Source organism: Streptomyces sp. SCSIO ZS0520, from assembly GCF_025643355.1.
Classification (GTDB): domain Bacteria; phylum Actinomycetota; class Actinomycetes; order Streptomycetales; family Streptomycetaceae; genus Streptomyces; species Streptomyces physcomitrii.
On sequence record NZ_CP092644.1, the window covers coordinates 6203620 to 6227818 of the forward strand.

22 protein-coding genes are annotated in these 24199 nt (G+C 72.8%); 8 read left to right on the forward strand and 14 right to left on the reverse strand.

Annotation, left to right across the window (positions count from 1 at the left end):
• Positions 1–4: 4 nt before the first annotated feature.
• From MID12_RS24975 to MID12_RS24985, 3 genes are all read right to left on the reverse strand, one after another.
• Positions 5–286, reverse strand: coding sequence for a phosphopantetheine-binding protein (locus MID12_RS24975; RefSeq protein ID WP_040254110.1), 282 nt, complete (start codon positions 284–286; stop codon positions 5–7).
• A 115-nt stretch (positions 287–401) separates the two neighbouring features.
• Entirely contained in the window at positions 402–1706 is a 1305-nt protein-coding gene (locus MID12_RS24980) for a diaminopimelate decarboxylase (protein ID WP_263170874.1), read from the reverse strand.
• On the reverse strand, positions 1703–3070 hold the full coding sequence (locus MID12_RS24985; protein ID WP_040254112.1) for an ATP-grasp domain-containing protein: 1368 nt from the start codon (positions 3068–3070) through the stop codon (positions 1703–1705). Before MID12_RS24985 ends, MID12_RS24980 begins: the two co-directional genes overlap by 4 nt.
• Before the next feature lie 540 nt (positions 3071–3610).
• On the opposite strand from MID12_RS24985, the gene MID12_RS24990 reads away from it, so the two are divergent.
• Entirely contained in the window at positions 3611–4633 is a 1023-nt protein-coding gene (locus MID12_RS24990; protein WP_040254114.1) for a GlxA family transcriptional regulator, read from the forward strand.
• A 141-nt stretch (positions 4634–4774) separates the two neighbouring features.
• On the opposite strand, the gene MID12_RS24995 is transcribed toward MID12_RS24990, so the two are convergent.
• The gene (locus tag MID12_RS24995) at positions 4775–5788 is read right to left on the reverse strand and encodes a Gfo/Idh/MocA family protein (RefSeq protein ID WP_040254116.1); all 1014 of its coding nucleotides are present in this window, start codon (positions 5786–5788) and stop codon (positions 4775–4777) included.
• 102 nt (positions 5789–5890) lie between these two features.
• Between MID12_RS24995 and MID12_RS25000 the strand changes: the two genes are divergently transcribed.
• On the forward strand, positions 5891–7303 hold the full coding sequence (locus MID12_RS25000) for a multidrug effflux MFS transporter (RefSeq protein ID WP_263170876.1): 1413 nt from the start codon (positions 5891–5893) through the stop codon (positions 7301–7303).
• Complete coding sequence (locus tag MID12_RS25005) at positions 7261–8427, forward strand: serine hydrolase domain-containing protein (RefSeq protein ID WP_237282946.1); 1167 nt, start codon at positions 7261–7263, stop codon at positions 8425–8427. The genes MID12_RS25000 and MID12_RS25005 overlap by 43 nt, the downstream gene beginning before the upstream one ends.
• Before the next feature lie 160 nt (positions 8428–8587).
• Here the strand turns inward: MID12_RS25005 and MID12_RS25010 are convergent, their stop codons facing one another.
• Positions 8588–9544: an endonuclease/exonuclease/phosphatase family protein gene (locus MID12_RS25010; RefSeq protein ID WP_411577078.1), complete on the reverse strand. Its 957-nt coding sequence runs from the start codon at positions 9542–9544 to the stop codon at positions 8588–8590.
• 259 nt (positions 9545–9803) lie between these two features.
• On the opposite strand from MID12_RS25010, the gene MID12_RS25015 reads away from it, so the two are divergent.
• Together MID12_RS25015 and MID12_RS25020 are read left to right on the forward strand one after the other, a co-directional pair.
• Positions 9804–10331 (forward strand): hypothetical protein, encoded by a 528-nt coding sequence (locus MID12_RS25015; RefSeq protein WP_263170878.1) that lies wholly within the window; start codon positions 9804–9806, stop codon positions 10329–10331.
• 29 nt (positions 10332–10360) lie between these two features.
• Positions 10361–11404: a hypothetical protein gene (locus MID12_RS25020; RefSeq protein ID WP_263170880.1), complete on the forward strand. Its 1044-nt coding sequence runs from the start codon at positions 10361–10363 to the stop codon at positions 11402–11404.
• Between the two features lie 49 nt (positions 11405–11453).
• On the opposite strand, the gene MID12_RS25025 is transcribed toward MID12_RS25020, so the two are convergent.
• Complete coding sequence (locus tag MID12_RS25025; RefSeq protein ID WP_263170881.1) at positions 11454–12785, reverse strand: PIN-like domain-containing protein; 1332 nt, start codon at positions 12783–12785, stop codon at positions 11454–11456.
• A gap of 229 nt (positions 12786–13014) precedes the next feature.
• Between MID12_RS25025 and MID12_RS25030 the strand changes: the two genes are divergently transcribed.
• A complete protein-coding gene (locus MID12_RS25030; protein ID WP_263170882.1) occupies positions 13015–14031 on the forward strand; it encodes a small ribosomal subunit Rsm22 family protein in 1017 nt (338 codons plus the stop codon).
• Between the two features lie 4 nt (positions 14032–14035).
• Here MID12_RS25030 and MID12_RS25035 read toward each other — a convergent pair whose 3' ends face one another.
• Complete coding sequence (locus MID12_RS25035) at positions 14036–14299, reverse strand: DUF6243 family protein (protein ID WP_040254124.1); 264 nt, start codon at positions 14297–14299, stop codon at positions 14036–14038.
• A gap of 221 nt (positions 14300–14520) precedes the next feature.
• Here MID12_RS25035 and MID12_RS25040 point away from each other — a divergent pair, with 221 nt between their 5' ends.
• Positions 14521–15204, forward strand: a complete 684-nt coding sequence (locus tag MID12_RS25040; protein ID WP_078845229.1) for a TetR/AcrR family transcriptional regulator — start codon at positions 14521–14523, stop codon at positions 15202–15204.
• Positions 15205–15575: 371 nt separating this feature from the next.
• Positions 15576–16304, forward strand: a complete 729-nt coding sequence (locus MID12_RS25045) for a bifunctional DNA primase/polymerase (protein WP_040254126.1) — start codon at positions 15576–15578, stop codon at positions 16302–16304.
• Between the two features lie 33 nt (positions 16305–16337).
• On the opposite strand, the gene MID12_RS25050 is transcribed toward MID12_RS25045, so the two are convergent.
• The 7 genes from MID12_RS25050 to MID12_RS25080 all read right to left on the reverse strand — a co-directional run bounded on the left by MID12_RS25050 (position 16338) and on the right by MID12_RS25080 (position 24139).
• On the reverse strand, positions 16338–17276 hold the full coding sequence (locus tag MID12_RS25050; RefSeq protein ID WP_263170885.1) for a hypothetical protein: 939 nt from the start codon (positions 17274–17276) through the stop codon (positions 16338–16340).
• Complete coding sequence (gene efeU, locus MID12_RS25055) at positions 17215–18171, reverse strand: iron uptake transporter permease EfeU (RefSeq protein ID WP_040254128.1); 957 nt, start codon at positions 18169–18171, stop codon at positions 17215–17217. The genes MID12_RS25050 and efeU overlap by 62 nt, the downstream gene beginning before the upstream one ends.
• Before the next feature lie 89 nt (positions 18172–18260).
• On the reverse strand, positions 18261–19556 hold the full coding sequence (gene efeB / locus MID12_RS25060; RefSeq protein WP_263170888.1) for an iron uptake transporter deferrochelatase/peroxidase subunit: 1296 nt from the start codon (positions 19554–19556) through the stop codon (positions 18261–18263).
• A 107-nt stretch (positions 19557–19663) separates the two neighbouring features.
• The gene (gene efeO / locus MID12_RS25065; protein ID WP_263170889.1) at positions 19664–20821 is read right to left on the reverse strand and encodes an iron uptake system protein EfeO; all 1158 of its coding nucleotides are present in this window, start codon (positions 20819–20821) and stop codon (positions 19664–19666) included.
• 215 nt (positions 20822–21036) lie between these two features.
• Entirely contained in the window at positions 21037–21870 is an 834-nt protein-coding gene (locus MID12_RS25070; protein ID WP_263170891.1) for a heme ABC transporter ATP-binding protein, read from the reverse strand.
• Entirely contained in the window at positions 21870–22928 is a 1059-nt protein-coding gene (locus tag MID12_RS25075; RefSeq protein WP_052483244.1) for a FecCD family ABC transporter permease, read from the reverse strand. Before MID12_RS25075 ends, MID12_RS25070 begins: the two co-directional genes overlap by 1 nt.
• 176 nt (positions 22929–23104) lie before the next feature.
• Positions 23105–24139 carry a hemin ABC transporter substrate-binding protein gene (locus MID12_RS25080; RefSeq protein ID WP_263170892.1) on the reverse strand — a complete coding sequence of 345 codons (1035 nt, stop codon included), beginning with the start codon at positions 24137–24139 and terminating at the stop codon, positions 23105–23107.
• Positions 24140–24199 lie beyond the last annotated feature (60 nt).

The following is a 24199-nucleotide window of genomic DNA, read 5'->3' on the forward strand; positions in this document are numbered from 1 at the left end:
CCGCTCAGCCGCGCGCGGCGAGCGGCTCGCCGGCCGGGCTGCCCTTGGCGGTGAGGAGGAAGTCGGTGAGGGTGCCGACGGTGCGGAAGTCGTCGGCGTCCAGCTCGTCGGGGTCCACCTCGATGCCGACCAGGTCCTCCAGGGACATGAGCAGTTCGAGTACGGAGGTGGAGTCCAGGTGCAGGTCCTCGAAGAGCCGGGCGCTCTCCTCGGTGCCGCTGACCTCGCGTTCGAGGACCTCGGTGAGGGCGGACTCGATGGCGGTGACGGCCTCGTTGCGCTGCATGATGCGGGTGCTCCTGTGGTGTGGGTGCGGTGAACGGGCGGGTGCGGTACGGGTGGTGCGGTGCGGGCAGGGCCGACTCGGTTGCCCGGTACGGGAGTTCAGGGCTGCGGCGTCCTCACAGGTCGATGAGCCGCTGCGGTTCCAGGAGGTCGTCGACGGTGGCGCGGCGCCGGATCAGCTGGGCGCGGCCCTCGTGGACCAGGACCTCGGCGGGGTGGCCGTGGCTGAGGAAGTTGACCGGGGAGGCGCTGGGCCCGTAGGCGCCGGAGCGCTCCACGCCGATCAGGTCACCGGCCCGGACCGGCGGCAGGGCCACGCGCTTGCCGATGACGTCGTTGGGGGTGCAGAGCGGTCCGGCGAGGGTGTACTCCTCGGTGGCGGCGGCGTGGTAGCGGGTCAGCGAGGCGATGGGGAAGTTGCGCTTGACGAAGCTGCCGATGCCGACCGCGGCCATGTGGTGGTTGGTGCCGCCGTCCGCGACCACGAACTGCTCGCCCATCGACTCCTTCACATACAGGGCGCGGGTGACGTACGTACCGGCGGGCGCGGTCAGGAAGCGGCCCAGCTCCATGATCAGCCGGCAGTCGGGGAAGCGGGCGGCGAAGGGCTCGACGACCTCCCGCAGCCCGGCGGCGAGCGCCTCGACGTCGAGGTCCTTCTCGTTGTCGAAGTAGGCGATGCCGAGACCGCCGCCGAAGTCCAGGGTGTCCAGGGTGATGCCCAGCTCCCGGGCGAGCTCCTCGGAGGTGCGCAGGATCTCGGCGGTGTTGTGCACCACGTCCGCGTGGTTGAGGAAGCGGGTGCCCATATAGGCGTGCAGTCCGCGCACCCGTACCGCCCGCAGTCCGGCCAGGGTGGGGGCGGCGGCGCGCAGCAGGGCCGTGTCGATACCGAACTGGCGGGGCTTGCCGCCCATGGCGAGCCCTGAGCCCTTGGTGTGGAACTCGGGGTTCACCCGCAGCATCGCGCCCACCCCGGCGAGCCCGCGGTCCGCGGCGAGCCGGTCGAGCAGCCGCAGCTCCTCCAGGGACTCGCAGACCACGGCGTGGATCCCGGCGTCCAGGCAGGCTTCGAGCTCGGCGGTGGTCTTGCCGGGGCCGAGGAAGATGATGTCCCGCGGTAAGACCCCGGCCCGCAGGGCGGTGCGCAGCTCGACGAGGGAGGAGATCTCGGCGCCCGCGCCGAGGCGGTTCAGGACGCCGCAGATGCTGATGTTGGGGTTGGCCTTGAGCGAGTAGAAGATGTCGACGGCCGCCGGGAGCAGCCCGCGCAGCTGCGTGTAGCCCTCGCGCAGCACCGCGGAGTCGTAGACGTAGGCGGGGGTGCCGAACTCCTCGGCGATCGCCGAGACGGGAATTCCCTGGAAGCTCCTTTCCGCCTCGTCGCCCGGGCTTCCGGGTACGTATTCTTCCTGGCTCATCGGGGGTTTCCTTTCCGCGTGGTGAGGGCGTCGAGCCGTTCGGTCACGTCGTGGTCGAGTTTTCCGAGCCGTTCCCGGTCGGGTGCGAACAGCAGGGTGTAGAGGCGGCCGTCGAAGGGACCGGTCGCGGAGGCGGCCTGAGCGTTGACGGTGGCGAAGCAGGTGAGGAGAATTCCGGTGCCTTCGGTATCGGTTTCGTGGAAACCCTGTAGTGCTTCGTGGATTTCCGTGAAGGCCAGCGGGCGTTCGAGACGCAGCGGATAGTGCTTTGCGAGGACCATGCCGCCCGGCCGGGACAGCGCCTCGGTGGCGCGGCCCTGATAACTCGACATGTTCAGCCGGGCGTTGATCTCCAGGACCGGATAGACCAGTGAGTCCTCGCCGAGAAGGGCGTCCACTCCGACGACCCCGAAGAATCCGTCCTCAAACAGCCGGCGGCCGAGCGCGAGGGAGGTTTTCTCCAGGTCCGCGATCTGCTGACGGTCGAGCCGGGCGGGCATCAGATGGCCCTTGTGGATGCCGTTCTCGGTGAGCGCCTCCTTGACGAAGTCGAAGTGGACGCCGCCGTCCCGGCCGACGGTGAACTGGTAGTTGAGATCGGCCCGCTTCGGCAGGAAGTGCTCGACGACGACATCGAGGCGGTCCGAGCCGGTGCGCTCGGCGCGGCGGCGGACCATGCGGAGCAGCCGGTCCGCCTGGGTGCGGCCGCGCAGCACGATCAGGCCGCGCCCGGAGACCCCGTAGGCCTCCTTGACGATGACGGCGGGGGAGGCGGCGAGCCCGGTGTCCAGGGCGCGGGCCAGCTCGCCGACGCTCTCGCAGCAGGCGCCGGGGATGGTGCGCAGGCCGAGCTGCTCGGTGATCCGGCGGCTGTAGATCTTGCTGTTGACCTTCTCCGCCCGGTCCGCGTCGGCCCCGGCCAGGCGCAGTCCGGTGGTCTCGGCGATCTTCTGCTCGTCGGCGGAGGTGCCCATCGGCATCAGATAGGCCCCGGCCCGCCCGAGTGCGCGCAGCCGGTCGAGCAGCACCGGCGAGCCGAGCACCGCGGCGCTGGTGCTCGCCCCCTCCGGGCAGTTCTCCGGGACGAGTTCGGTCGGCGGTGCGAGCCCGAGGCCCTCGGCGTAGGCGCGGAAGCCGGGATCGAGCGGGCTCCGCAGCAGCAGGTAGTCGCCCTCGGCGCCGAGCAGCGCGCCGAGTTCCTCCAGGCGCTGCACGGTCTCGTCGCTGCCGGAGACCTGCGGGCCCGGCAGGCCGGTGTAGCTCTGCGCCCAGCGCCGTTCCACCTCGAAGTTGCAGAGGAAGACGAAAACAGCATTCGGGTCTCCGGAAACGCTCTCTTTCATGGTGCGCAGATAGCTGGACATGGGTGAAGAAGTCCTCATTCCTCTTGGCGTCCCTTGTTCTGCCGACGCGAACTGGCCATAAAATGAGCCACGTTGGTGAAGTGATCCTCCGCGGAGAATGTCGGTGTTCCGGTCCGGGTAGCTCCCTGAAGGTCCGGGAGCCGCCGGACGGGAAAGCGAAAACGGGGATGTGCCACGGGGGTATCGGAATGTCTCGTGCGGTGAGCCGCAGCACCTTCCGCACCGCCGGAAACGGTCGGAAGGTTTTTTTCTCCGCTCATGTGCGTCGCCCCGCCCGAGGGGGCGGAGCGAGGTATGCGTCCATGCCGCGAAGAGTGAAGTAGAGGCGCCGGGTTCGGATTGCACCGAGTACGTCCGGGGGTCCCGCGGTGATGTGCGGGAGCGGACGTCGCTGATGGTCGGGAATGTCATTGCCGGGAAGGCTCATGTGCTTTTCCTGCCGCCCGGCAGGTTCACGCTCATTTCCTCTGCCGAGAAGACTGCCGCATTCTCCTGCCCGCATGCCAGAAAAAGCGGGCCAAAAAACGAAGGGACTGGGCCATGTCAGGAGAGATCGTCCGCCCCCACCGGGTAGCCGTCCTCGCGCTGGACGGCGTGACCCCCTTCGACCTGGGCATCGCCGAGCGCGTCTTCCCCGCGGCGACCGACCCCCTGGGCCGCCCGCTGTACGAGGTGGCCACCTGCTCGCTCGGCGCCCGCCCGGTGTCCACCAGCACCGGTTACGACATCCGCCCGACCCACGGCACCGAGCGCCTGGCCTGGGCGGACACCCTGGTCATCCCCACCCCGACCGGCTCCTCCGCGCTCACCGACGGCACGCTGCCGCCCGCCCTGCTGCGCGAGCTGACCCGGGCGGCCCCGGACACCCGGCTCGTCACCATCTGCACCGGCTCCTTCGTGCTCGCCGCCGCCGGGCTCCTCGACGGCCGCCCGGCCACCACCCACTGGGCGTACACCCAGCGCTTCGGCGCCCTCTTCCCCCGGGTCGAGCTGCTGCCCGACGTGCTCTACGTGGACGACGGCGACATCCTCACCTCGGCGGGCGGCGCCGCCGGACTCGACCTGTGCCTGCACATCGTCCGCAAGGACCACGGCAGCGCGGTCGCCAACCGGGCCAGCCGCAGCTGCGTGGTGCCGCCCTGGCGCGAGGGCGGGCAGGCGCAGTTCGTGGAGGCGCCGGTGCCGGAGACCTCGGGCGCCACCACGGGGCCCACCCGGCAGTGGATCCTGGACCACCTCGGTGAGCCGCTCGCCCTGCCCGACCTCGCCCAGCACGGGCGGATGAGCGTGCGCACCTTCACCCGCCGGTTCCGCGACGAGACCGGGGTGAGCCCCGCGCAGTGGATCCTCCAGCAGCGCATCGCCCGCGCCCGGCAGCTCCTGGAGACCACCTGCCTGCCCATCGAACAGGTCGCCACCGAGGCCGGATTCGGCTCCGGCACCACCCTGCGCCAGCGGCTGCGCGCCGCCCTCGGCGTCACCCCCGGCGCCTACCGCAGGACCTTCCGGCACCGCCCCGCCGAACCCCGCGCCCGCCAGGAGTGCCGGCCGGCCGGGTCCTAGGCCGGGGCGCAGGCCGGGTTCTGGGCCGTGTCCGCACCGTCCCGCCTGCCGTGCGGGCGAACGACGGGACCGCGCGGACACGACCCGGGCGGTGTCCGGCGGGCCGGGGCCCGATCCACCGGACGCCCCTGAGCGGTCGGCTCAACTCGCGGGCGCGGGGCTGAGATCCGCCGGGTAGCGCACCCCGGTCCGCTCGCGCACCGCGTCCAGTGTGCGCATCACCGCGAGCGTGCCCTCCCAGGGCACCAGCGGCGACTGGAGCTCGCCCGCGCGCAGGCAGCGCATCACCTCCTCCGCCTCGTGCCGCATGCTGTCGCGCGGCAGGGCCGAGGCCTCCGGTGAGGTCACCTCCTCGGGCTCGCGGCCCGGGCGGTGCAGCACGAAGCGCTCCGGATGGAAGAAGCCCGCGGGCAGATCGATCCGCCCGGCGGAGCCGGTGACCGAGGCGGTGACCCCGGTACCGGAGTCGACCGCGCAGTGCAGCAGCGCCTGCGCGCCGCTCGCCCAGGAGAGCAGCATCGCGGTCCGCAGGTCGACGCCCTCGGGGGAGAGCACCGCGCTCGCCGCCACCTGCTCGGGCTCGCCGAGGACCAGGTGCGCGAAGGACACCGGGTAGACCCCGAGGTCGAGCAGCGCCCCGCCGCCCTGGGCCGGATCGCGCAGCCGGTGCGAGGCGGGGAAGGGCCCGGGAAGCCCGAAGTCGGCCTGGACGGTGCGGACTTCGCCTATCGCCCCGTCCGCGATCAGCTCCCGCATCCGCCGGATCAGCGGATTGCAGTACATCCACATGCCCTCCATGAGGAAGCGGCCGCCCGAGCGCGCCAGCGCGATGAGCTCCTCGGCCTCCCGCGAGTTGAGGGTGAAGGCCTTCTCGCACAGCACCGCCCGCCCGGCCTGGAGGCACAGCCCGGCCGCGGCCCGGTGCGCCGAGTGCGGGGTGGCGACGTAGACCACATCGACCTCCGCGTCGGCGGCGAGCGAGGCCCAGTCCCCGTAGGCCCGCTCGATGCCGAAGCGCTCCGCGAAGGCCCGCGCCGACTCCTCGCTGCGGGAGCCCACCGCGACCACCTCCGCCCCGGGGGAGTCGAGCAGGCCCGAGGTGAAGTGGGCGGCGATACCGCCCGTGGCCAGTACGCCCCAGCGCACGCGTTCCATTCGGAGCCCTCTCCCGCGGCGGGGCCTCCGCCGCTACTGGTCTCGACCACCGTCGTCGAACTGAGAGGATAAGCACCATTGGCGAGAACCGGGGAGGGGCAGATGCGGGGACGTGACCAGGGCACGGGGGAGCGTTCGGCCGAGGGCCACATAGCGGGGGTGCCGCCCGGCCCCGCGGCCGCCACCGGCACCCCGGGCCCGGACACCGGGGACCCGGCCGCCGTCCCGGGCCCCCGGACACCCCTGGCCGAAACCGGCCCCGCGGCCGGACCGGTACCCGCGGCCCCCGCCCCGAAGGCCGCCCGCCGCACCAGCCTCCTCGTCACCTTCGTCCTCGGCGGCCTCAGCGCCGTACCGCCGCTGTCGATGGACCTCTACCTGCCCTCGCTGCCCGAGGTCACCGACTCCCTGCACACCTCCGCCGCCACCGTCCAGCTCACCCTCACCGCCTGCCTCGCCGGACTCGCGCTCGGACAGCTGGTGATCGGCCCGCTCAGCGACCGCTGGGGCCGCCGCCGCCCGCTCCTGACCGGCCTCGTCCTCTACGTCCTCGCCACCGCGGCCTGCGCCCTCGCGCCGACCGCCGGTTCGCTCACCGCCTTCCGGCTGATCCAGGGGCTCGCCGGTTCCGCGGGCGTGGTCATCGCGCGCGCGGTGGTCCGCGACCTCTACGACGGCATGGACATGGCCCGGTTCTTCTCCACCCTGATGCTGATCTCCGGGGCGGCGCCGATCGTCGCCCCCCTGGTCGGCAGCCAGGTCCTGCGGCTCACCGACTGGCGCGGCGTCTTCGTCCTGCTCACCGCGGTCGGCCTCGGGCTGACCCTGCTCGCCTGGCGGGCGCTCCCGGAGACCCTGCCGCCCGAACGCCGCCACTCCGGGGGAGTCGGCCAGTCGCTGCGCGCCATCCGCGGCCTGCTTGCGGATCGCGTCTTCACCGGGTACATGATCTGCGGAGGATTCGCCTTCGGCGCGGTCTTCACCTACATCAGCGCCTCGCCCTTCGTCATCCAGGAGATCTACGGTGCCTCCGCGCAGACCTTCAGCCTGCTCTTCGGCCTCAACGCCGTCGGCCTGATCGGCATGGGCCAGGTGAACGGCAAGATCCTGGTGGGCCGGGTCAGCCTCGACAAGGTGCTCGCCTGCGGCCTCGGCGTCAGCCTGCTCGCCACCCTCGCCCTGATCCTGCTGGTCTCCGGCGCCTTCGGGGACACCGGTCTGGTGCCCTTCGTCCTGGCCCTGTTCGTGATGGTCTCCGCCATGGGCGTCACCTCCCCCAACACCAACGCCCTCGCCCTGCTGCGCACCCCGCACTCCGCCGGTTCCGCCTCCGCCCTGCTCGGCACCTCCGCCTTCCTCTTCGGCTCGCTGCTCTCCCCGCTCGCCGGGGTCGCGGGCGAGGACACCGCGCTGCCGATGACCCTGGTCCAGCTCGGCTGCGTCCTCGCCGCCATCGGCAGCTACCTCGGGCTGTGCCGCCCCTGGCGGTCACCACGGCAGGAGGTGGCCCGCTGAGCACCGCACGCCTCCGCCTCGCCGGGCCCGAACGCGCCGGGCTCGACCCCCGGGCCGTGGAGAAACTGGTCGCCGACGTCCGCGCCCTGCACCGCGGCCCCCGCCCCTGGTGCGCGGGCGCGGTCGTCCTCGCGGGCCGCGGCCCGGTGATCGCCGCCGAGGACGCCTCCGGCTGGGCCTCGCGCTACGCCGCCTGGGACGAGAGCGCGGGCCGCCCCGTCGAACTGCCCCGGGACGCCTGGGTGCCGATGCGCACCGAGACCCCCTTCGACCTGGCCTCGCTGACCAAGCTCTTCACCTCGCTCGCCGCCGTCCAGCAGCTCGAACGCGGCACCCTCGGCCTCGACGCCCGCCTCTCCGCCTATCTGCCGGACTTCCGCGCCGCCGCCCGACACAAGCTGACGGTACGTCAACTCCTCACCCACACCTCGGGACTGCGCCCCGAACTCCCGCTGTACGACTGCCCGGACGCCCCCGCCCGCCTCGAAGCGCTCCGCCGCGAGGAACCGGTGAGCGAGCCCGGCGGCGCCTACCGCTACTCCGATCTGAACATGCTGCTGCTCCAGCACCTCCTGGAACGCATGACGGGACGGGGCCTGGACCGGCTCGTACGCCAGGGCATCACCCGGCCCCTCGGCATGACCGCCACCGGCTTCGGCCCCCGCCCCGAGGCGGCGGCCACCGAGGACCAGCGGCGCCCCTGGGCCAAGGCCGACCGGGGCATGCTGCGCGGCCAGGTGCACGACGAGAACGCCTGGGCGCTCGGCGGCGTCGCGGGCCACGCGGGCCTCTTCTCCACCGCCCGCGACCTCGCCGTCTTCTGCCGCACCCTCCTCGCGGGCGGCTCCTACGGCACCGCCCGCATCCTCGGCCCCGACTACGTCGAGCTGATGCTGTCCGCCCCCGGCCTCGGCTTCGGCATCGACCAGCCCTGGTTCATGGGCGAACTCGCGGGCCGCGGCGCCGCCGGACACACCGGCTTCACCGGCACCTCCCTCGTCCTCGACCCCGCCACCGACACCTTCCTCGTCCTGCTCGCCAACACCGTCCACCCGCGCCGCACCCCGCCGGACAACGGCCCACGGGCGGCTGCCGGTACGCAGTTGGCGCGGGCGGTGGTGTAACTCCCCTGCTCGCCAAGGCGCCTGAGGGGATGTGACTCCTGCGCGGGGCGCCTGAAGAGACGTAGCTCCCGTGCTGCGTGGGCGCCTGAAGGGACGTAACTCCCGTGCCTGCGGAGGCGTCTGAAGGCATGTCAGCCCTCAGGTTGCCGCCCGGAGGTCGTCAGCCGAGACGGATCCGCGCGGCGACCGGGAGGTGGTCGCTGCCGGTGGCGGGCAGGGTGCGGATCTGGCGCACGGTCGCCGAGCGGGCCATGACCTGGTCGATCCGGGCCACCGGGAAGCGGGCCGGGAAACTGAAGGCGAAGCCCCGCCGCGCCACGCCCAGTTGTGAGGTCAGCGGGTCCAGGCCGCGATCGTCCACCGTGCCGTTGAGGTCACCGAGCAGCACCACCCGCCGCTGCCGCTCGGCCCCGATCGCCTTCCCCAGCAGCCCGGCGCTCTCGTCCCGCCAGGAGGAGGCGAGACCGCCCGCCCCGACCCGCACCGAGGGAAGATGCGCCACATACACCGCGACTCCGCCACCCGGCACCCGCACCTCGGCCCGCAGCGCCCGGCTCCAACCCTCCCGCACCGCGCGGGGTTTGATGTCCAGGCGCCGCACCTCGGCGAGCGGATACCGCGACCACAGACCGACCGTGCCCCGCACCGCGCGGTACGGGAAGTCCCGGGCGAGCGTCCTCTCGTAGACCGGCAGATCCTCGGCCACCAGCTCCTCAAGCGCGAGCAGATCCGGCTCGGCCCGGGCCAACTCCCGCGCGGTCGCGGCCGGTTCGCGGTTCGTGTCGCTGACGTTGTGCTGCACCACCACCAGATCCCCGGAACCGGGCTCCGGCGCGGGCAGCAGCAGCCCGCCGAACTGGTACGCCCAGGCCGCCACCGGCAGCATCAGCGCCACCAGCGCGAGCGCCGAACGCCGCAGCAGCGCAAGGGCGAACACCACCACGACCACCAGCCCGAGCCACGGCAGCAAGGCCTCAAGGAGGCTCCCGAGGCGGCCCGCGCGGTTGGGCACGGCCCGGGGGAACAGAAGCAGCCCGCCGGTGAGCACGGCGAGGACGGCGAGCACCCGGCCCCGTCGGAAGCAGCGGGGGAGGGCTGCTGTGAGCGCCGAGAACACCTCGCTGCGCGACCGGTTCACTGGTCTCCCGTTCCGTTCCCTTTGGCCGTTCCTCCGGGCCTCTGCCGTGGAGGACGAGGAGGGAGGGGGGACGGTTCTGGCCCACGGAGGCCCAAGGCCGGTCCGGCCGCGCGCCCGCGCACGGTGCCGCATGTACGAGGACCCTCGCTTCGGCACACCGGGCTGAGGGCGCGTCAGGTGGCGTATCGACTACCGTGAGAGCCCCGCAAACGGACGAATGAGGCGGCAAGGGGGCCCGGTGGATGCGGAGTTGAGAGCCCTGGCGGCAACGGGGGCCGTCCTTCTCGTCGAGACGCTGGCGGGGGAGGGCTGGGCCCGGGCCCGGGCGCTGACGACCCGCTTCTTCGAGCGGGCGGGGCAGCCGGTCGAATGGGCCGGCGAGGTGCTGGACAGGAGCCGCGCAGACCTCCTCGCGGTCGCAGATGGGGAGGAACGGCGGCTGCTGCAGGTCGACTTGGCGAACGAGTGGGACGTGCGCCTGGGGCGCGCCCTTCGCAGGTCGCCGCAGTCCGCGGTGGAGTTGCGGGCCCTGCTGACGGAGCTTCGTCCGGAGGAGGACGACACCGCTCCCGGGTCCGTGCACAACACCGTGAACACCGGTACGCAGCACGGCGTCGTCATCCAGGGGGACGGAGGCGGGTCCGCGGTGGGGAGTCGCCTGACGGGGAGCCCCGGCGAGGCGGCCGCACACGGACGACCGCAGAGCGGCGGGACCGCGGGGAACACCCCGCCCGGGCCCCCTTTCGACGAGGACGACGAGTGGTGAGGGGCGTCCGCCGAGGGGCGTGGTGAGGCATGGGTGACATCGCCAAGGGAGTGCTCGGCGGCGCCTGGACCCTGCTCACCGGCTGGATCCTGCCCACCGCCCTGAATCTCGGCGTCTTCTTCTACGCGGTCGCCCCGAGTCTGCGCCACATCGGCCCGATCGAACGGTTCTGGCCGGGAAACGGCAAGGCCACGGCGCTGCTGCTGCTGTGCCTCTCACTTCTCCTCGGTCTCGTCCTCAACGCCCTCCAGAACCCCCTTTACCGGATCCTGGAGGGGTACCTCCTCTGGCCGGAGCGCCTGGCAGCCCGGGCCTGTGCCCGCCGCCGCAGGGCCAAGCACACCCTGCGACGCCGCCTCGGCCTGATCCGGCTCGAACACCGGGCGCGGGAGGGCGAGTTGACCACCGACGAAGCTGCGGAACTCGCCTCCCTGCGCGCCGACGCCACCCTCGCCAGGGCCGCCCGACGGGATCGCGACCGCTCGGCGGTGCGACGGGCACTGCTCAGGGAGAAGCTGAACCGCTATCCGGCGGACGACGCCCAACTCGCCCCTACCCGTCTCGGCAACGCCATCCGCAGACTGGAGGAGTACGGCTACGACCGCTTCCGCCTCGACACCCAGGTCCTGTGGAATGAGCTGACCGCCACCGCTCCCGAACAGGTGCGCCGCCAGGTCGACCTGGCACGGGCCAATGTCGACTTCTTCGTGGCGCTGCTCACCGGTCACCTCGCCGTGGCGGCCACCGCCCTCGCCGCCCTCGGCACCTCCCGCCCCGATGTGCCCGCGCTGCTCCTGACGACCGTGCTGCTCGGCGCCCTGATCCCCGTGTGGTACCGCTCGGCGGTCACCGCCACCGATGAATGGGCCGCCACGGTAAGGGCGTTGGTGAACGTCGGGCGGGTACCCCTCGCCGGCTCACTCGGGCTCGCCCTGCCCGCCACCTTGGAGAGCGAGCGCAGGATGTGGACTCTGGTGGCCAAGCTGACCCGGCTGCCCTATCACGAGCGGGCGGGGGCGCTGGACGCCTTCCGGGCGGAACCGGGGGAGGGGCGGAGCGACTGCTCCCGCTGAGTGCGGAAACCGCGCCGCCGGACACCCGCCATCCCGTCTATCCCGTCTATTACGTCTGTCCCGTGGGACCGGTCTCCGCGAAGTCCCCGTCCCCGGCGTCGAGAGCGGGGACCTCGGGAAGGGACTGCAGCGCCGCATGGGCCGCGTCGGCTACGCGGAAGCCGGTGGCGGGCCCGTCGTCGGAGTCGTGGACGGCGGAGAGCAGGTCGTCGAGTGCCTGCGGTATCACGCCCCGTTCCTGGACCCGCCGGGTCGCCGTGTGCACGGGGCGGGTGAAGCCGCGCAGGCTGCGCTCCGGTCCGTAACCGCTGAGGCGGTAGACGGTGTCCCGGTCGACCAGGCCGCCGTTGCGTCCCGCGTGCAGGATCACCTTGAACTGCGCCCCGGCGTCGGCGCGGAGCAGTTCCAGGAGTACCTGCGTCACGGACTGGTCGTCCCAGTCGGTCTCCATCTGCCGCAGCCCGGCGACCGATCGCTCATCGACCGTGTGCTGGAGGGCGAAGGCCTGGGTGGCCTGGGCCAGGAAGCCGCTCGGCTCCAGCATGAAGAGCCGGCCGCCCGACGCCCGGCGCAGTTCGTCGACCAACTCCACGCGCGGCAGGCGGCCGGTGCGCGTGGTCGGCAGGCGCCACCAGTCCTCCTTGAGGTCCCGGGTCACGAACAGCACGTCGCCACCGCGCTGTTGGGCCTCGGTCAGGAGCTGACGCCACAGCAGATAGTCACCGGCGGCGCCCTCCTCGTCCTTGGCGTCCTGCTCGTAGTCCTTGTAGCCCGGCGGCTGGCGGCGTCCCGCCCGCCGCTTGGCCTCCGCCACCGCCTCCGCGTACCCGGCGGGCTCCATGGGCGGGCCGACCTTGCCGGAGAGGAGGCGTTCGAGGTGGGTGATGACCGGGTCGGTGTGGGTGTCCGGGGTGCCGGGCACCTGGTCGTCGGCGGACTGGCCGTCGATGAGGCCGCTCAGGGCGTCGAGTGCCTGCCGGAAGCGCTCGCGGGCCTGCTCCAACTCGGCGTGCACCGGGGAGCCTTCGGTCAGATGGACGTCCTTCGACCAGCGGTTCAGGGCGTGTTGGACGCTCTCGCCCGCCTTGTCGAGGTCCGCCCGCGCCTGCCGCGACTTCGCCTGGTGGTGGCCGAGGACGCCCTCCTGCTGCTGGTTGCGCCAGAACTCCCGTACCACCTGGTGCGGTATCCACAGGCGCTCGCCGAGCTCGGTGAGCGCCCGCTGCATGTCCTCGCGCATCCGGCGGTTCATCCGGTAGAGGTCGAGCAGGACATTGGTGTCGAGGACGACCAGGCCCTCGTTCATGACCCGCTGGAAATCCTCCTCGCGCGGCGTCCGGTATCCCTCGAAGCCGTCGAAGAGCCCCCCGGCCTGCGTCATGCCTGTCCTGTCCTCCCGTAAGCCGTGCCCACCGGGCAGCGCCGCCGTGCACGGGGGCCGTCGAGCGCCTGCCCTCGGAACATACAGGCCGCCGGACCACCGGAGAACGGTGTCGTGCCGACTTCGCCCGGGGCCGGCCCCGCCGCTCCGGAGCGGGTACGGGCACGCGGGCGGGCCCCGGCGCCACCGGGGGACCGCCCACCCCGCGCGGCCCCCTAAGATCTCCCAGGTGAACGCCGCTCTCGCCGCCACCGACGGCGCCCCCGCCGACGCGCTGCGCGCCGCCCTCGCCGGTCTGCTCGACGGGCTGCCGCCCCGGCAGGCGGCGCAGGCAGTCGACCGGCTCATCGCCAGCTACCGGGGGCGGACCCCGACCGGCGCCCCGGTGCTGCGGGACCGGGCGGATGTCGCCGCCTACGCCGCGTACCGGATGCCCGCGACCTTCGAGGCGGTGCGCTCCGCGCTGGCGGCGCTGGCCGCGGCGGCGCCGGAATGGCGGCCCGCCTCGCACACCGACCTCGGCGGCGGCACCGGCGCCGCCACCTGGGCGGTCAACGCCACCTGGGAGGGGCGGCGGCCCGTCACCGTCCTCGACTGGGCGGAGCCCGCGCTCGCCCTCGGCCGCGAACTCGCCGGGCATTTCGCGCCGCTCGCGGAGACCACCTGGCGGCGGGCCCGGATCGGCACGGGCCTTGAGGTCCCGCCCGCCGAGCTGGTCACCCTCTCCTATGTACTGGGCGAACTCACCGACGCCGACCGGGAGTCGGCGGTGCGCGCGGCGGCCGGGGCGGGGCAGGCCGTGGTGGTCGTCGAGCCGGGGACGCCGGAGGGGTACGCGCGGATCCTCCAGGCGCGCGCGCAGCTGATCGGCGCCGGGTTCCATCTCGCCGCGCCCTGTCCGCACGCCGCCGACTGCCCGATCGTGCCGGGCACCGACTGGTGCCACTTCTCGGTACGGCTGAGCCGCACCTCCCTGCACCGGCAGGTCAAGGGCGGCACCCTCGCGTACGAGGACGAGAAGTTCAGCTATGTCGCGGCCACCCGCTTCCCGGTGGACCCGGTCGGGGCGCGGGTGGTGCGCAAGCCGCAGATCCGCAAGGGGCAGGTCCTGCTCGACCTGTGCGAGCGCGAGCCGGGGCTGCGCCGCAGGACCGTGACCAAGCGGCAGGGGCCGCTCTACCGCGCCGCCCGCGACATCGACTGGGGTGACGGCTGGCCGCCGGGGGAGCAGCCGGGCGAGGAGTGAGGGCTCATCCGGCCTCGCCGTCACCGGCCCCCGGGCCGGGGCCGTCCACCTCGCCTTCCGTCTCCGTCTCGGTCTCCGGGGCCGACTCCGCTTCGCCGGTCTGCTGTCCCTCGCCCCGCTGCTCCTGGAGTTTCCGCAGCAGTTCGCGCTTCTGGGTCTGGGGGTCCTGGCCGGAGAAGCCGGGGCCGCGGCCGTTTCCGCGCAGGGCGCCCCGGGAGAGCTTGTTGCGGGTGCCTCCGACGCCCAGCATGTTTCCCTTGCGGGCCATGGGGTCTCACCTCCACTGGTGGACTGCGGGCCACGACCGCGAGCGCGGGGTGGCAGGGGAGGCGAGACGTATCGTCTCGTTCTCCACGGCGTCCACTGTGCGCGCGGCGGCGGTGTCCTGTCCAGTGAATTAAGACGGTGCGTCTCGCCGGGTTGAGGGTGCCTTCCGTCGCACGGAGACGCTGCGTCTCGTCGGGCTCGGCCGGGAGGTAGATTCGCGGTATGTCCCCGACTTCCTCCGCCCCCGTACCCGACCGGCCCGCCACCCCGCCGCGGACCACGCCCGGCAACCAGGCACCGGGCCGGTCGGCGCCCGACTCGACCCGGCGCAGCGAGCGCTCGCGCCGCGCCATCTACGATGCCGCGCTGGCGCTGGTGGGAGAGGTCGGCTATCCGCGGACCACGATCGAGGCGATCGCCTCGCGGGCCGGGGTGGGCAAGCAGACGATCTACCGCTGGTGGACGTCGAAGGGCGAGGTGCTCCTGGAGGCCTTCCTCGATCTGTCCCAGCGGGCCGCCGAGGAGCTGGGCGAGGAGTGGGTCTTCCCGGACACCGGCGACCTGGCGGCGGACCTCAAACTGGTGCTGCGTGCCACGGTGGACGAGATGCTCGACCCCCGATTCGAGGTGCCCGCACGGGCCTTGGCCGCCCAGGGCGTGGTGGACGAGCAGCTCGGCCATACCTTTGTGACCCAACTCCTCGAACCCCAGCTCCAGTTGTACGTGGAGCGGCTCAAGTCGGCGCAGGAGCAAGGGCAGTTGCGGAGGGATGTGGATCCCCGTATCGCCCTGGAGCTCTTCGTCTCGCCGCTCGCCCAGCGGTGGCTCCAGCGGTCGGGGCCGCTGTCCCACGCGTACACGGACACCCTGGTCGACTACGCCCTCGGCGGCCTCTCGCCCCGCTGACCCCCGGCGGCTGCCGACTCCCGGCGATCCGGTCCGCCCGCTCCCGTGCGCGCGGCGGGCGGTGGGCTGTCAGGGAATCGTAAGAACCCGGCCGCTCTGCCGGGCAACCCCGCCCCGCTCCGGGCCCTCCTCCTTGTCGGGACGCCGTCACCCCGGGGTCCTGACGTGGGGACCCGGCCGGCGGACCGGCGGCCGGTGCACGGATGTGACCCCGATGACAGCGATAGCGGGCGATTCCTGTCATAGTGCGCCAACTCCCCGGGGTGTACTTCTTCCCGTACGGACCGGAAGCGGACTGTGGCCACCCCAGGCATCGGATGGTGCGACCATGGGAGGTATCTGTGGGCTTCCACGACGAGGCGAGGGGATGCATGGGCGCTGAGTTCGGCCGCCGAGGGCAGAGCAGGATCTCCCAGTGGCTACGAGGCCGCCGCCCCAAGGAGGACGAGGCGGTACCGGGTGAGGAGCGCGAGGCGATGCTGCTCGCCGTGGCCGCCGCCGGGATGCCGATAGCCCCCGCGGCGCATCCCGCCGGATTTAGATGTTCCTGCGAGCGCATCGGCTGTCCCACCCCGGGCCAGCACCCCGTCTCCTTCGCCTGGCAGACCCAGTCGACCACCGACCGGGCGCAGATCGAGCGCTGGGCCCTGGCCGACCCCGAGGCCAACTTCATCACCGCGACGGGCATGGTCCACGACGTCCTCGACGTGCCCCTCGCCGCGGGCGCCGAAGCCCTGGAGCGCCTGCTCTCCGAGGGGATCGACGTCGGCCCGGTCGCCGAGTCCGGCGGTGACCGCATGCTCTTCTTCACCGCCACCCGCGGCACCCCCGAGGACGAGGACGAGTGGTGGCCCTGCGCCCTGGACTGCCACCCCGAGACCATGGACGAGCACCCCGGACTGCGCTGGCACTGCCGGGGCTCCTATGTCCTGCTGCCGCCCGCGCGGCTGCCCGGCGAGCGGGACGTGCGGTGGCTGCGCGGCCCCGAGCATCCGCTGCCCGACCCGCTGACCCTGCTCGAATCGCTCACCGACGCCTGCGCCCGGCATGTGGGCGACTCGTACGCGGAGGATGCCGCGCCCTGGCCCTCGCGCCGCTGAGAGCGACTGCTCCCGGCCCGCGGCGGCGCCCCGCTACTCGCCGCGGGCGCCGGTCAGGCCCTCGATGCGGCCGAGGATGTCCACCTTGCCGTTGCCGCCCTTGGCGGGGTCCACGGCCGACTGGTTGGAGACGCGCTCCAGGGTGACCGACTGCTTCGCCTCGCCGGTCATCATCGCCTTCTGGTCCTCGGTGAGCCGCAGGTCCAGGCCCTTGGCGGCGGTGGTCTTCTCGTAGTGGCGGGTCGAGAAGAAGACCAGGGCGCCGCCGTCCACGGTCCGCAGTCCGAGCGGGGCGAAGGCGCCGTCGGTCATCGGCTGGTCGATGTACTGGCGTGAATAGCCCATCCTGGACGCGGACTTGGCCCGGTTCTCGCGCCAGCGGGTGGTGTGCGAGCCGGGGGCGAAGGTCTCCTCGGCGCCCTTCTTGCCGAGGAACTCCGTGTAGGCGCCGCTGAGTTGGCGCGGCTGGGCGAGCAGGGCGACATCCACGGGCTCCACCGGTTCGGCGAGCCCCTCGGAGTCCTTCTTCAGCTGAGGCACCTCGTCCAGACCGACCAGGGAGAGATAGGTGCCCTTCCAGGTCGCGTCGGCGCCGGTACGGGTGAAGACCAGCAACCAGCGGTTGTCGTAGGCCGACTTGTCGTCGCGGTCCCGGTTGGAGTCGGTGTCGGCGAGGAAGAACTTCGGCCAGCCCGCCTGCTTGGGGATGGTGAACTTCGCGTCCGTCAGCTTCAGCGGGGCGTGCCGCTCGTTGCCGTCGGGGTGGTTCTTGTGCTTCGCCTTCAGCCCCGCCTGGTTGATCGCGCCGAGCGGTCCCGTGACGTATCCCGCGTCCAGCGACGGGTCGAATTCCTTGTCCGCCTTGTTGTAGGCGGCGGTGAACTCCTTCAGCGCGGCCGCGGCCTCGCCCTCAGTCGCCGACGGGATGATCTCCCGTTCCCCGTGCACCGTCACGCACGCGCTCGCCGTCATGGCCAGCGCCGTCACCGTCGCCGCTGCCGCCGCGACCCGGCCCACCCTGCGCACCTTGCTCATCGACTCCCGTCACCTTCCCCTTCCCGGGCCCGAACCCTACCGGGGCGAAGAACAGGGCGAGCGTCGGGATCAGGTACAGCGTCCACACCGTGACCTGGAGGACGGTCGGGTCGGGCTGGAAGTTGAAGACGCCCTTCAGGAGGGTGCCGTACCAGCTGTCCGGCGGCAGGGTCTCGCTGATGTCGAAGGCCTTGTCCTCCAGGCCGCCGAGGAAGCGGGCCTCCTGGAGGTCGTGGAAGCCGTAGGCGAGCACGCCCGCGGCGACCACCACCAGCATGGCGCCGGTCCAGGTGAAGAAGCGGGCCAGGTTGATGCGGAGCGCGCCCCGGTAGAACAGCCAGCCGAGGACCACCGCGCTGAGCAGCCCGAGCAGCACGCCGAGCAGCGGCGCATGGGTGCCGTCGCCCGAGGCGCGCACCGAGGCCCAGACGAAGAGCGCGGTCTCCAGGCCCTCCCGGCCCACCGCGAGGAAGGCGGTCAGCACCAGGGCGCCGGTGCCCATCTGCAGGGCCGCGTCCAGCTTTCCGTGCAGCTCGGTCTTGAGGTGCCGGGCGGTGCGCCGCATCCAGAAGACCATCCAGGTCACCAGGACCACCGCCACGACGGAGAGCGAACCGCCGAGCGCCTCCTGCGCCTCGAAGGTCAGCTCCTGGGAGCCGAAGGTGAGCGCGCAGCCGAAGCCGAGCGCGAGCAGCACGGCGACCGCGATCCCGGCCCAGACCGGCCGCAGCGCGTCCCGCCGCTCGGTCTTCACCAGGTAGGCGATGAGGATGCAGACGACCAGGCTGGCTTCGAGACCCTCGCGCAGGCCGATCAGATAGTTGGCGAACATGCGTGCTCCCTGTGTCGCCGGCCCTGTCGCCGGCCTCCGCTCGTGTCGTCCCGCCGGGCCGTGAACTCCCTTTGTTCCGGCATCCGTTGTCAGTCCCGCCGGTCCGCGGCGAACAGCGTCCTGCCCCACCAGTCGCCCGGGTCCCTCACCCCGGGCGGCACCGCGAACACCGCGGAGGAGACGTGCTGGATGTACTCGTTGAGCGCGTCGGCCCGCGCCAGGCGGCGCTGCACCGGGATGAACCCGGTCCGTACGTCGCGCTGGTAGGCGAGGAAGAACAGCCCCGCCTCCAGGCGCCCGAGGCCGTCCGTGCCGTCGGTGAAGGAGTAGCCGCGCCGCAGCAGGGTGGCGCCGCCGTTGGAGTCGGGGTGCGCGAGCCGTACGTGCGCGTCGGGTTTCATCGCCTTGAGGAAGGGCTCCTCGTGTTCGCGCGCCTTGCCGACCGCGGCGCCCTCGCCCTTGTCCCGCCCGAAGACGTCCTCCTGCTCCTGGAGCGAAGTCCGGTCCCAGGTCTCGATGTTCATCCGGATCCGGCGCGCGACCAGGTACGAGCCCCCGGCCATCCAGGGGGTGCCGTCGCCCGCCCGGGCCCAGACGTGCTCGGCGAGCCGGGCGGTGTCGGTGCCCGCGATATTGCGGGTGCCGTCCTTGAAGCCCATCAGATTGCGCGGGGTCTGGGCGCTCGGCGTGGTCGAGGAGGTCTTGCCGAAGCCGAGCTGCGACCAGCGCACCGCGACCTTCCCGAAGCCGATCCGGGCGAGGTTGCGCACCGCGTGCACCGCCACCTGCGGGTCGTCGGCGCAGGCCTGGACGCACAGATCGCCGCCGCCGCGGGCCGGGTCCAGGTTGTCGCCGGGGAACTTCGGCAGGTCCACCAGGGCCTTCGGGCGCCGGTCGGCGAGGCCGAACTTCGCGAAGAGGGAGGGGCCGAAGCCGAGGGTGAGGGTCAGCCGGGAGGGCGGGAGGCCGAGCGCCTCGCCGGTGTCGTCGGGCGGGGCCTCGGCGAGCCCGCCGAAGGCGCCCTCGCCCACCGCGTGCCCGGCGGTCATCCGGGCCGCGGCGGCCGTCCAGTCCTTGAGCAGCCGGACGAACTCGGCCCGGTCCTCGGTCTTCACATCGAAGGCGGCGAAGTGCAGCCGGTCCTGCACGGGTGTGGCGATCCCGGCCTGGTGCGGTCCGTGGAAGTCCACCGCCGCGCCCGACTCGGCGGCCGGGGCCGCCCCTTCGCCGTCCTGGACCAGGGCCACCGCGCCGCCGCCCGCCGCGGCACCGAGCGCGAGGCCCGCCCCGCTCCAGCCCAGCAGCGAACGCCGGGACGGCTTACCGGAGTTGCCCGTCTCCTCGGCCTCCGGGCCCTGTCCCGTGGCGGAGTTGCTGCCGGTCATGGTGCTCTCTTCCTGCTCCCTGCGAAGGGCGGTGCCGCCCTTCTGCCTCCCGGGCGCCGCCGCCCGCTGCCGGGTCGGCGGCGCCCGCTACTGCCTTGTGCGGACGGCTACTTCTTGGTGACGACGGCCGCGGCCAGCTTGGAGAGCGGCTCGGCGAGCGCGTTGACCGCGTCCGAGAGCTCCTTGCGGTCGGCCTTGCCCACCTTGTCGTAGGAGGTGAACTCGTCACCGCCCTTGTCCGAGCGGTACTTGTCGAGCAGCGTGTCCAGGGCGGCGAACTGCTTGTCCAGCTCCTTCGCCAGCTCCGGGTCGTTCTCCGCGGCGACCGGCTTGAGCAGCACGTACGAGGTCTCCGCGCCCTCGACGTTGGCCTTGAAGTCGACCAGGTCGGTGTGCGAGTAGCGCTCCTCCTCGCCGGTGACCTTGCCGGTGGCGACCTCGTCGAGGAGTTCCTTGGCGCCGTTGGCCATCGAGGAGGGCGTGATCACGGCCTTGCCGACGCGCTGCTGCCAGTCGGCGAGGTCCTTGTCCAGCTGGGTGGCGAGCTGCTTCTCCCGGGCGCCGATCTTCTTGTCCTGCCACAGCGCGCGCTCCAGGCGGTGCCAGCCGGTCCAGTCCTTCTCCGGGTCCTGGCCCTCCTCCAGGCCGTCCTCGCGGACGTCCACCTTGGGGTCGATGTCGCCGAAGGACTCGGCCACCGGCTCGGTGCGCTCCCAGCCGATACGGGAGGCGGCGTACGCCTTCTTCGCGGCGTCCAGGTCGCCCGCGCGCACCGCGTCGGTGAAGACCTTCACCTTCGGCAGGGTCTGGTCGGCCTGCTCCTGCGCGTAGGTGCGGTAGGCGGCGACCGCCTTGTCCAGGCGCGGGTCGCGCTTGGCGGCGCCCTCGCCGGTGGCGGTGACCTTCTGCCGGATGCCCTTGCCCTTCATGCCCGGCTTGCAGGCGATGGTGTACGAACCGGCCTTCACCTCGGCGGTGACCTTCTGCCGGGTGCCGGGGCCGATGTTCTCGCGCTCGGTCACGATCCGGTCGTCGGGGAAGAGCAGGTAGACCTCGGTCACCTTGGAGCCCTTGTTCTCCACGTCGAGTTCGACGTGCCCGGCCGGGAACTCCTTCTTCGACAGCTCGCAGGCGGAGTCGCTCGCGGCCACCTCGACGGTGTGCTCGCCGCCCTTGGCATCGCTTTTCTCGGTGCAGCCCGTGACGGCGGCCAGAGCTGCCGCGGTGGCGGCAGCGGTGACGACGGAGAGGCGGACGGGACGCATGCGGACTCCAGGAGGGTTCGGTCGAGGTCAGCCGGAGAGTGGGAGGCTGAGGCGGGACAACTTATCTGAGGCTTACCTCAGTGACACAGGCCGGGCCAGTGATTCACCTCTCTTTCGTGGTGAACTCCCGGCGCTGTGCCTTGGTTCGCTCATGAGCCGGTCAAGGGATGGTCAAAATCGGGACGCCGGGGCGCGGTTGGCGGCCGGGCCGGTGCTCAGCTCCCGCGCAGCGGCAGGACGAGCAGGGTGCCGGTGCCGGGGTGGGGGATGACCTCCACCGGCTGCCGGTACACCTCCGAGAGCAGCGGCGCCCGCAGGACCTCCTTCGGGGAGCCCTCGGCGGCGAGCCGTCCGCGGTGCAGTACCGCGACCCGGTCCGCGTGGGCCGCCGCGAGGTTGAGGTCGTGCAGGACGACGACCACCGCGTCCCCCGCCGCGGCGCGCTCCCGGGCGATCCGCAGCACCAGCTCCTGGTGGCGCAGGTCGAGCGCGGCGGTCGGCTCGTCGAGCAGCAGCAGCCCGGTGCGCTGCGCCAGGACCCGGGCGAGGGCCACCCGGGCCCGCTCGCCGCCGCTCAGCGAGGGGAAGCTCCGGGCGCCGAGCGCGGTCACCTCGGTGGCGGCCATGGCCTCCCGTACCGCCGGCTCGTCCTCGTCCTCGCGCGGGGTGCCGGCCCAGGGCGCGCGGCCCATCCGGACCACCTCGGTCACCGGGAAGGGGAAGGAGAGGGTGGCCGACTGCGGCAACACCGCGCGGCGCAGGGCGAGTTCACGGCTCGGCCAGTCGGCGGCGGGGCGCCCGGAGAGCAGTACCGCTCCCTCGTCGGGCGTCAGGTCCGCGGCGAGCGCGGAGAGCAGCGTGGACTTCCCGGCGCCGTTCGGCCCGACCAGGGCGAGCACCTCACCGGCGCGCGCGAGCAGGTCCATCGCGGTGAGGACGCGCCGCCCGCCGAGGCCGACGGACAGGCCCCGCGCCTCGGCGAGCACCTCGCCCGGCGCGTGCGGCGGGGGCAGCGACCGCTCCCGCAGCGCGAAGAGTGCGCGTCTCATCAGGCCCAGCCTCCTTGCCTGCGACGGGTCCTGCGCAGCAGCCAGAAGAAGAACGGGCTGCCGATCAGCGCCGTCAGCACCCCGAGCGGCAGCTCCGCGGGCTCGGCGACGGTACGGGCCGCGAGGTCGGCGACCACCAGGACCAGGGCCCCGCACAGGGCGCTGCCCGGCACCAGGAAGCGGTGCCCCGGACCCGCCGCCATCCGCAGCAGATGCGGGACGAGCAGCCCCACGAAGGAGATCACCCCGGAGACCGAGACCGCCGCCGAGGTCAGCAGGGCGATCACCAGGATCAGGGTGAGCCGCAGCCGCTCCACGTCCACCCCCAGGTGCCGGGCGGGACGTTCGCCGAGCGCGAGGAGGTCCAACTGCCGTGCGCAGAAAGGCGCGACGAGGAGGCCGGTCGCGGCGCAGGGGAGTACCGCGAGGACCTTGGACCAGGTCGCCGCGGAGAGCGAGCCGAGCTGCCAGAAGGTGATCTGGGAGAGCTGCGCGTTGTCCGCGAAGAAGATGAACAGGCCGATCAGCGCCCCGGCGAAGGCGGTCACCGCGATGCCGGTCAGGATGAGCGTGACCACCTCGGTCCGCCCGCCCTCCCGGGAGAGGCCGTAGACGAGCAGGACCGTTCCGAGGCCGAGTACGAAGGCGGCGGCGGGCAGCGTCCAGGTGCCGAGGAAGTCGAGCCCGAAGGTGATCGCGGCGACCGCGCCCACCGCCGCCCCCGAGGAGATGCCGATCACCCCGGGCTCCGCCAGCGGATTGCCGAACACGCCCTGCATCAGCGCCCCGGCGCAGCCGAGCGAGGCGCCGACGAGCAGCCCGAGCACCACCCGCGGCAGCCGCACGTTCCACAGCACGCTCTCCGCGACCCGGTCGAGCGGCCGCCCGCCGAGCCCCAACCGGTGCTGCACGGAGCCGAGTACGTCACCGAAGGGGATCTCGTACGCGCCCGTCCCCGCGGAGACGAGGGCCGCGAGCAGCAGCGCCAGGGTGAGCCCGAGGGTGAGCAGGGGGACGGTGCCGCGGCGGACTCCGGCGGCGGGCGCGGGATCCTCCACGGGGGCCCAAGTCCCGTCCGGCGCGGGCTCTTTGAGCAGGGCGCCGCTCGCCACCGGGCCGTCCTCGGCGACCGGGCCGTCCTCGGCCGCCGAAATGCCCTCGGCCACCGGGGCGTTGCCGGTCACCGGGGCCTTCTCGGCCTGCGGCGCGGGCGGGGTGTCGCGGGGCTGGACGCTCACGACTCTCCGCCCTTGCCCCGGTACAACTGCGCGACCAGGGAGGCGAGTACGCGGTCGGTGCGCGGACCGTAGTTGAGCAGGACGCCGTCGTCGACGGAGACGATCCGCCGGTCCATGCCGGCCGGGGTCTCGGCCACGCCCGGGATCTTGACCAGACCGTCCACGCCGCCCACCGACTCGAGTCCCTTGGTCATCACGAGAATCGCGTCCGGTGCCGCCTTCACCAGGGCCTCGCTGGTGAGCGCGGTGAAGTCCTTCCTCAGCCCCGAGGCGGTGCCCGCGTCCACCGCGCCCGCCGCCTTCAGCAGGGAGCCCGCGCCGGACTCGGCGCCGCCGAGCAGATAGACCGAGGCCTGTCCGCGCAGATAGAGGAAGGCGACCTTGGGGTGGTCGGCGTGGCCGGGGATGCCCGCCCGCACCTTGTCCAGCCGCCGTTCGGTGCGGGTGGTCAACTCCCGTCCCGCGTCCGGGACTCCGAGGATCCTCGCGACCGCCTCGATACGCGGGCCGACGTCGTCGAGTCCCTTCGGCGGGTCGAGGACGACCAGCGGGACACCGGCGTCGCGGATCTGGTCCAGGGCCTCGGCCGGGCCCGAGGTGGAGTCGGCGAGGACCAGGCTCGGCTTCAGGGAGAGCACGCTCTCCGCCGAGACATCGTGCGCGCGGGTGACCACCGGCAGCTTCTCCGCCTGGTCGAAGGTGGCGGTGATGTCGCGGGCGACGACCCGCTCGCCGAGGCCGAGGGTGAAGACGATCTCGCTGAGGCTGCCGGAGAGCGGGACGATCCGGCGGGTGTCGGTCACCTTCACCTCGCGGCCGTCGGCCGAGTCGACGGTGACCGGCAGCTTCGGCTCCGGGGTCCGGGCGAGCGGCTCAACCCGGTCCGCCGCGCGCTGCCCCTTCGCCTCGGACGAGGCCGCGGGCGCGCCGCCACCGCCGTCCCCGGAGGAGCCGCCGCAGCCGGTCAGGGTGAGGGCGAGGACGGCGGCCAAGGCCCCGGCCAGTCGCGGTATGCGCAGCAAATCCACCATCCCGTACGTGAGTTGGGCGTGAGCGGTCCGCGGATCCGGGGACCGGGGTACCGACCCGCT